This window comes from Guyparkeria sp. (genome assembly GCF_046545975.1).
Lineage (GTDB): Bacteria > Pseudomonadota > Gammaproteobacteria > Halothiobacillales > Halothiobacillaceae > Guyparkeria.
In genome coordinates, this window is record NZ_JBKGYT010000079.1 from 1 (window position 1) to 7,963 (window position 7,963).

Annotated in this window: 7 protein-coding genes; 4 read left to right on the plus strand and 3 right to left on the minus strand. The window is 66.0% G+C overall.

Translation table 11 applies throughout. The features are described from left to right. Positions 1 to 149 precede the first annotated feature (149 nt). On the plus strand, positions 150 to 431 hold the full coding sequence (locus ACLFMY_RS07475) for an RNA recognition motif domain-containing protein (protein ID WP_410764010.1): 282 nt from the start codon (positions 150 to 152) through the stop codon (positions 429 to 431). A 126-nt stretch (positions 432 to 557) separates the two neighbouring features. On the opposite strand, the gene pepN is transcribed toward ACLFMY_RS07475, so the two are convergent. After that, on the minus strand, positions 558 to 3,197 hold the full coding sequence (pepN, locus tag ACLFMY_RS07480; protein ID WP_410764002.1) for an aminopeptidase N: 2,640 nt from the start codon (positions 3,195 to 3,197) through the stop codon (positions 558 to 560). 233 nt (positions 3,198 to 3,430) lie between these two features. Between pepN and rdgC the strand changes: the two genes are divergently transcribed. Beyond that, positions 3,431 to 4,318: a recombination-associated protein RdgC gene (gene rdgC / locus ACLFMY_RS07485; RefSeq protein WP_410764003.1), complete on the plus strand. Its 888-nt coding sequence runs from the start codon at positions 3,431 to 3,433 to the stop codon at positions 4,316 to 4,318. A gap of 121 nt (positions 4,319 to 4,439) precedes the next feature. After that, on the plus strand, positions 4,440 to 5,825 hold the full coding sequence (purB, locus tag ACLFMY_RS07490) for an adenylosuccinate lyase (RefSeq protein WP_410764004.1): 1,386 nt from the start codon (positions 4,440 to 4,442) through the stop codon (positions 5,823 to 5,825). A gap of 75 nt (positions 5,826 to 5,900) precedes the next feature. Here the strand turns inward: purB and queG are convergent, their stop codons facing one another. Both queG and crcB read right to left on the minus strand, forming a co-directional pair. Further along, entirely contained in the window at positions 5,901 to 6,959 is a 1,059-nt protein-coding gene (queG, locus tag ACLFMY_RS07495; protein ID WP_410764006.1) for a tRNA epoxyqueuosine(34) reductase QueG, read from the minus strand. Positions 6,960 to 6,962: 3 nt separating this feature from the next. After that, positions 6,963 to 7,343, minus strand: a complete 381-nt coding sequence (crcB, locus tag ACLFMY_RS07500; protein WP_410764007.1) for a fluoride efflux transporter CrcB — start codon at positions 7,341 to 7,343, stop codon at positions 6,963 to 6,965. Positions 7,344 to 7,561: 218 nt separating this feature from the next. Between crcB and ACLFMY_RS07505 the strand changes: the two genes are divergently transcribed. After that, on the plus strand, positions 7,562 to 7,963 hold a 402-nt coding region (locus tag ACLFMY_RS07505), incomplete at its 3' end, for a hypothetical protein (protein ID WP_410764008.1).

Here is a 7,963-nt window from a genome sequence, read left to right on the forward strand (position 1 = left end):
GCCGGAATGGTTTACTGTCCAAAGCATGAGGCGGGCTGTCAACGCGGTCGATCCGCGACACCGCCTCATCTGCGCGAGGTGAGATTGAGTGCTGGTCACCCCGTGCAGTCGCCAGATCAGCACTGTTTTGAGAGTTTGTTTTCGCGATGATCAATATCTACGTGGGCAACCTGCCCTACTCCCAGGATGACCAGGGCCTCCAGGCCGCCTTTGAAGCCTTCGGCGAAGTCAAATCCGCCAAGGTCATCAAGGACATGGCCACCGGTCGTTCCAAGGGCTTCGGCTTTGTCGAGATGTCCGACAAGGACGCCGGCATGCAGGCCATCGAAGCGCTGAACGATTCGGACATGGATGGTCGCAACATCCGCGTCAACGAAGCGCGTCCGCGCGAGCGCAACAACGATCGCGGCGGTTTCGGTTCGCGTTACTGAGGCGCTCTCCCCTTCGGGAGAATGACGAAAAGCCGGCTCCAAGCCGGCTTTTCTGTTTCTGCCTGCCCGATCCCTTGCGCAGCCCCCCTTGCGCAGCCCCCCGAGGCATGGTCGGGGCACGGCCGTTCAGGCCAGCGCCTTGCCCACGATTTCCGCCAGGTCGGTCGAGCAGTCCGGCCGGTCGAGCATCCGGCGCATCTGTTCCTTCATCAGGTCGGCCCGGGCGCCGTCGAAGCGGCGCCAGCGGCTGAAGACCGTCGCCATCCGTGCCGAGATCTGCGGGTTGAACCCATCGACCTCGATGATCTTGTCGGCCACCCAGCGGTAGCCGGAACCCGACGCGGCATGGAAGGCCACCGGGTTGGCACGCGAGAAGGTGCCGACCAGCGCACGGACACGGTTGGGATTGCGAATGGAGAACGCCGGGTGCGCTTCCAGCTTCGCCAGGGTGGCCGTGTCGTCCGGCTCGACGATCCGCGCGCGTAGCGACAGCCACTTGTCCATGACCAGCGGATCGTCCGCCCACTGTCCCGCAAAGCCTTCCAGGGCCTCGTCCCGCTCGGCGCTTTCGCGCATGCACAGCGCCTGGAGCGCGTTGAAGCGCTCGGTCATGTTGTCCGTCTCGGCGATCTGCTCGACGGCGAGACGACGCCACGCGGGGTGGTCCAGGGCGTTGAGGAAGGACAGGCACTGGGCACGCAGGGCGCGCCGGCCCACATCGGCACCGTCGAACTCGTACGGGCCCTCGACCGCCTGGTTCTGGTAGGTCAGCATCAGGGTCTGCGACCATTCGTTCGCCAGCTGCTCGCGCAGTTCCACCCGGGCGCGATGGATGGCATCCACCGGCACGTCCCGTTCGAACTGCTCGGCGATGTAGGGCTCGGACGGCAGGGCAAGACATTCGGCGACGAAACGCGTATCCGTGCCGTTGCTCGCCGCATGCAGCAGGCTGCCGAACGCCTCGCTGAGACCTGCCGGCAGGCCCGAATCGGGCCATTCGCCGCTCTCGGCGGCCTCGCGGACGCGACCGACCAGGGTCTTGAGCACCAGCCGCTGGTAGGCATCCCAGCGGTTGAACTCGTCGGTATCGCAGCGGGCCAGCAGCGTGAGCTCGTCGGCATCGTAGGCGTGCTGGATCTTGACCGGTGCGGTGAAGCCGCGGTTGAGCGAAAGCACCACCCGGTCGACGTCTGCCGCGACGGGGAAGGTGAACGTCGTCCGCGTATCGTTCAGGACGAGCGTCGTTTCCGTCGCTCCGGATGCATCGATCGGCAGTTGTCGGCCCTGCCCGTCGAAGGCCGCGATGCGCAGGGGCATGAGGAACGGGTCGCTGTCGTCCTGTCCGGCGACCGCCGGAATCTCCTGGACGAACACCACCTCGATCCGGTCACCCACGCGCTTCTTCTCGACCCGCACGACCGGCGTCCCGGCGCGGTCGTACCAGCGGCGGAACTGGGCGGTATCGAAGTCGGCCTGCTCGGCCATGGTGTCGATGAAATCCTCGATGGTCACCGCCTGACCGTCAAATCGCTCGAAGTAACGGTCGGTGGCCTTGCGGAACCTGTCCCAGCCGAGCAGGTTGTGCCACATGCGCACCACCTCGGCCCCCTTGTTGTAGACCGTGGCGGTGTAGAAGTTGTTGATCTCCTGGTATTCCTTTGGCTGAACCGGGTGCGCCTGCGGTCCGGCATCCTCGGCGAACTGCACCTGGCGGAGCAGGTTCACCTCCTCGATGCGCTTGACCGCGGGGGAGCCCATGTCCGCGGAGAACTCCTGGTCACGGAAGACCGTGAAGCCTTCCTTGAGCGAGAGCTGGAACCAGTCCCGGCAGGTAACGCGGTTGCCCGACCAGTTGTGGAAATACTCGTGGGCAACGACCGACTCGATGCCGTCGTAATCCTGGTCGGTGGCGGTGTCCGCACGGGCGAGGATGAACTTGGAGTTGAAGATGTTCAGCCCCTTGTTCTCCATCGCGCCCATGTTGAAGTCGTCGACGGCGACGATGTTGAACACGTCCAGGTCGTATTCGCGACCATAGGTTTCCTCGTCCCAGCGCATCGACTTGATCAGCGACCGCATCGCATGGTCGCAGCGATCGATGTTGTGCGGCTCGACGTAGATGGCCAGACCCACCTTGCGCCCCGACCGGGTGATGAACTCGTCACGGATCGCCTCGAGCTTCCCGGCGACGAGCGCGAACAGGTACGACGGCTTGGGGTGCGGATCCTCCCAGATGGCCTGATGGCGACCGTCGCCCAGGTCTTTCTGCTCGACGGGGTTGCCGTTGGAGAGCAGCACCGGGCACTCGGCCTTGTCGGCGATCAGCGTCACGCGGTAGCGACTGAGCACGTCGGGCCGGTCCGGAAAGAACGTGATCCGCCGAAAGCCCTCGGCCTCGCACTGCGTGCAGAAGTTGCCGGAGGACTGGTAGAGGCCGTCGAGCGCCGTGTTGTCGATCGGATCGACCCGGTTGACGATCTCCAGCACGAACGACTCGGGCACCGACTCGATCGTCATGCCGGTCTCGTCGAGCGTGTAGCGGTCGGTCGCCAGCGCGTCGCCGTCGATGGCCACCGACTCGAGGCGCAGCTCGTCACCGTCGAGCCGTAACGGCGCGTCGTGCTCTCCGTTGCGACGGACATGCAACCGGGAGGTCACGCGAGTGTCCCGGGAGGCGAGCTCGAAGGTCAGCTCGACATCGTCGACGAGGTAGTCGGGCGGGCGGTAGTCTTCCAGGCGGACGATTGTGGGCGTTTGTTCAGTCATTTCACTCAGGTGTCGGGTTTTGGGAGGCATGGCGTCGAAACATGCAGGCGGCCCGGATCCGCGCAGGCGGACAGCCGTCGGCCGTCGGGGCCGTCCAGCATAGCAGTATCGACCGGCATTCCGTCTGTGGCTGGCCGAGCAAGCGGTCCGCCCATCAGGCATAATGCGCCCCTTCTTCCATTTCACGGATCCGGGTCCGCCCGGGCTTGCAGGAACACGAGGGTTGCCACCGCATGCTTTTCACGCAGATCGCCGCATTCGACCTTTCCGACTGGCCCGAACCGGAGCGCGAGGTGCTCGCCCGTCAACTGGCCGAAAAACCGTTCGCCCCCACCCTGTCCCAGCAGGTCGAGTCGATGGGCTGGGCGCCCGTGGTCGACGACCAGCTGCTGATGGAGACCGACGAGGCCGTGGGCCTGCTGTTCCGTCGCGAGGAACGTTCGGTGCCGCCGCGGGTCGTCAGCGATCACGCCGCGAAGATGCTGGCCGAACAGGAAGGTGAACGCGAACCGTCCCGCGACGAACTGCGCCAGGCACGCGAGGCCGCCCTGCTGGAACTGCTGCCGCAGGCCTTTCCCCGCCAGGCCGAGACGCGCGTGCTGATCGACCGCCGTCACCGGCAGGTATGGTTCGCCAACGCCGCGGAAAAGCGCAACAGCCAGATCAGCTCGCTGCTGCGCGAGACGCTCGGCCAGTGGCGCATCGTCCCGGCGTTCGGCAGCGAGGAGCACGGCAGCCGGCTGTCTCGCTGGCTGCTCGAAGGCCCCCCGGCGGACTTCGAACTCGGCGACTCGGCCAAGCTGCTCGAGCCGCGCGACGGGGGCAGCATCACCGTCACCCGCCTGGGCCTGCCCGACGACAACGTGCTGGCCCACCTGCGCGACGGCATGACCGTCGAGCAGCTCGAACTCGTCTGGCGCGACCGGCTGCGCTTCACCATTCGCGCCGACGGCGCGCTGACCAAGGTCAAGGCGCTGGAAACTCTGGACGACGAGTTCGACGACGACGGACTGGACGACCCGGCCACCCGCCTGGAAGCCGAGCAGCGCCTCACCCTCGACGTCCTGCGACAACTGACCGGCAGGCTGCGCGAGGCACTCGAACGTCCCCCGGCGAGCTGATCGCCCACGGGACCCCTCGATTTGGCCGCGGGCGGCGGCCATCGGATAATTGCCGCCACATTACCCGGAACGGGCCGCCGACGAGCCGGCCCGTCGACCCGTCTTTCCCACAGGATGAGCCATGACCGACAGCAACCAAGCCGCCTTTGCCCTGACCGCCATCTCGCCGCTTGACGGCCGCTACGCCCGCCACACCCGCGCGCTGACCGACGCCTTCAGCGAGTACGCGCTGATCCGGCATCGGGTACTGGTGGAAATCGAATGGTTCAAGGCGCTGGCCGACGAGCCGAAGATCGCCGAGGTACCGGCACTGTCCAGTGAGGACCGCGCCGTGCTCGATCGTATCGTCGAGGGCTTCGACGTCGAGGCGGCCGCGCGGGTCAAGGCGATCGAGGCGACCACCAACCACGACGTCAAGGCCGTGGAGTACTTCCTCAAGGAACAGGTCGCCGGTCACGCCACCCTCGAGGGCCTGAGCGAGTTCTTCCACTTCGCCTGCACCTCCGAGGACATCAACAACCTCGCCTACGGCCTGATGCTGAAAAAGGCGCGCGAGGAAGTCGTGCTGCCCGAGATCGACGGCCTGATCGACACCCTGCGTGGCATGGCACACGAGTGGGCCGCCGTCTCGCTGCTCTCGCGCACCCACGGCCAGCCGGCCTCGCCGTCGACCATCGGCAAGGAGATCGCCAACGTGGTCGCCCGCCTGGCACGCCAGCGCGAGCAGATCGCGGCGGTCGAGCTGATGGGCAAGATCAACGGCGCGGTGGGCAACTTCAACGCGCATCTCGCCGCCTACCCGGAGGTCGACTGGCCGGCGTTCTCCAGGCACTTCGTCGAGGGGCTGGGCCTCGTGCACAACCCCTACACGATCCAGATCGAGCCGCACGACTACATCGCCGAGCTGTTCGACGCGGTCGAGCGCGCCAACACCATCCTGATCGATTTCGCCCGCGACATCTGGGGCCAGATCGCCCTGGGGCATTTCAAGCAGCGTCTGGTCGAGGGCGAGGTGGGCTCCTCGACCATGCCGCACAAGGTCAACCCGATCGACTTCGAGAACGCCGAGGGCAACCTCGGGGTGGGCAACGCCGTGATGGGACACCTGGCCCGCAAGCTGCCGATCAGCCGCTGGCAGCGTGATCTGACCGACTCGACCGTGCTGCGCACGCTGGGGGTCGGCCTCGGCCACTCGCTGATCGCCTACCGCTCGCTGGCCAAGGGGCTGTCCAAGCTGGAGATCAACGCCGACCAGCTGGCCGCCGAACTCGACGGCAACTGGGAAGTCCTCGGCGAGGCGGTGCAGACCGTGATGCGTCGTCACGGCGTGGAGAAGCCCTACGAGAAGCTCAAGGCACTCACCCGCGGCCAGCGGGTCGACGGCCCGGCGATGCGCGAGTTCGTCCGCGGTATCCAGGAGCTGCCCGAAGAGGCACGCGAGCGCCTGGCCGCCATGGCCCCGGGCGACTACGTCGGCAACGCCGAGGAGATGGCTCGGCGCATCTGATCACCCGGTTGTGATCCCGCCACCCGCGGCCGACCACGACGGCGCCCCTGTCTCCCAGGGACGCCGTTTTTGGTTTCAGCCTCGCAGACGCGTCAGCGCCCAGCGAATATGCCGGTCGACCTGCTCGCCGGCCTCGCCCAACGACGCGTCGAGCAGCGCCACGGCCGAGCCTGCCCGGCGGTGGTCGGGCGGGATATTGCCGATGGCCACCGCCAGGTTGCGCCGCCAGCGTCGCCAGCCGATCCGGCGGATGGCCGAGCCCTCGGTCTTCGACAGGAACGTCTCCTCGTCCCAGGCGAACAGCTCGAGCAGATCGGGCGCGTCCAGCCCGTGCCGGGCATGGAAATCCGTTTCCCCCGTCTTCCGGGCGAATCGATTCCAGGGGCAGACCAGCTGGCAGTCGTCGCAGCCGTAGATCCGGTTGCCCATCGCCGGACGCAGCTCCTCGGGGATGTCCTCGTCGGCCTCGATGGTGAGATACGAGATGCAGCGCCGGGCATCGACCACGCCGTCGGCCACAATCGCGCCGGTCGGACACACGTCGATGCAGGCGGTGCAGCTGCCGCAATGCGGCGTGACCGGCTCGTCGACCGGCAACTCGATGTCGACGAACAGCGCCCCGAGGAAGAACCAGGATCCCCCGCTGCGGTTGAGTACCAGTGAGTGCCTGCCCTTCCAGCCGAGCCCCGAGCGCTCGGCCAGCCCCGTCTCGTAGACCGGCGCGGAATCGCAGAAGGCTCGGTAGGTGAACGGGCCGGTGGCCTCGCTGATGCGCTTGGCCAGATGCTGCAGGTTCTTGCGTACCACCTTGTGGTAGTCGCGACCCAGCGCGTAGCGACTGACGTATCCCTTCGCCGGGTCGCCCAGCACCTCGCTCGGCCCGGTCGATTCCGGCGGCAGGTAGTCCCGCGAGACCATCAGTACCCGTCGCGTGCCGGGTACCAGTTCCTGCGGCCGGAAGCGCAGCAGCCCGTGCCGGTCCATGTAGGACATCGACCCCTGGTGGCCGGCCTCGAGCCAGCTCAGGAACCCCGCCTCGTAGTCGGAAAGATCCGTGTCGCAGACGCGCAGGTCCGTGAAACCGAGATCACGGGCCCATTCGCGGATCGCCGACTTGAGTTCGAGCGGGTCCATGAATCAGGAAGACAGTCGCTCGGCCAGCAGCATCCCGCCACGGGCCGCCACCAGGCAAAGCAGGACCGTGCCGACGACATACAGCCCCGCCAGCACCCAGGCCTGGCGCTGCAGGAGCGCGAGCGTGTCGACGGAAAAGGCCGACATGGTCGTGAACGCGCCGAGAAAACCGGTCAGGATCGCCAGGCGGTATTCCATCGGCAACTGCCAGCGGGTCATGAGCCAGATCCCGAGAAACCCCATCAACCCGGACCCGATCACGTTGACGCTGAAGGTGCCCCAGGGGAACCCCCGTCCGGCGGTCGATGCCAGCCACGACGTCATGGCGAACCGGGCCATCGCCCCGAGCCCACCGGCCAGACCCACGAGAAGGTAGAGCTTCATGAACTGCTGCGATCCTGATTGCATGAAAGGGTGAAAATTCGTCGTCGCAGGCTACCACGTCGCCCCTCTCTGCTCCGTCCTCTCTGCTTGCAACCTCACGCAACTGTCCTAAGCTCGGGTCAACTCCGCACGGACGGTCACGATGACTGGCGAAGGTTCACGGTGATACCATGCGTCGGAGAGGCCGTATTCAATCCAAGCAAGAGTAAGGAGAACGCATGAAAAAGGTTCTGCTCGCAAGCGTGATGGCCGGACTGGGATTCGGCATGACCGGAATGACCACTGCTTCGGCTGCCGATACTTACGAACAGTATCAGACGAAGATCGATGAACGAGAGGGTTCCGGCGTTTCGGGTTCCACAATCCTGGTTCCGCAGGGCGACGGAGAAATCGAAGTGCGCGTCACAGCAGAGAACGCTGACGGGCTGACCGTCGGGATCCACACCGGACTTTGTCGCTATGCGAACGACGGCGAAGACGCACCGGAAATGCTGGCTTTCGACAACGACCCGGTGTTCGAACTCGATGAGATCGATGGCGACGAATCGACCACGACTATCGAGGTGACGGTCGACGAGATGATGACCGAGCCGCACTCGATCGCGATCCATGACGGCGAC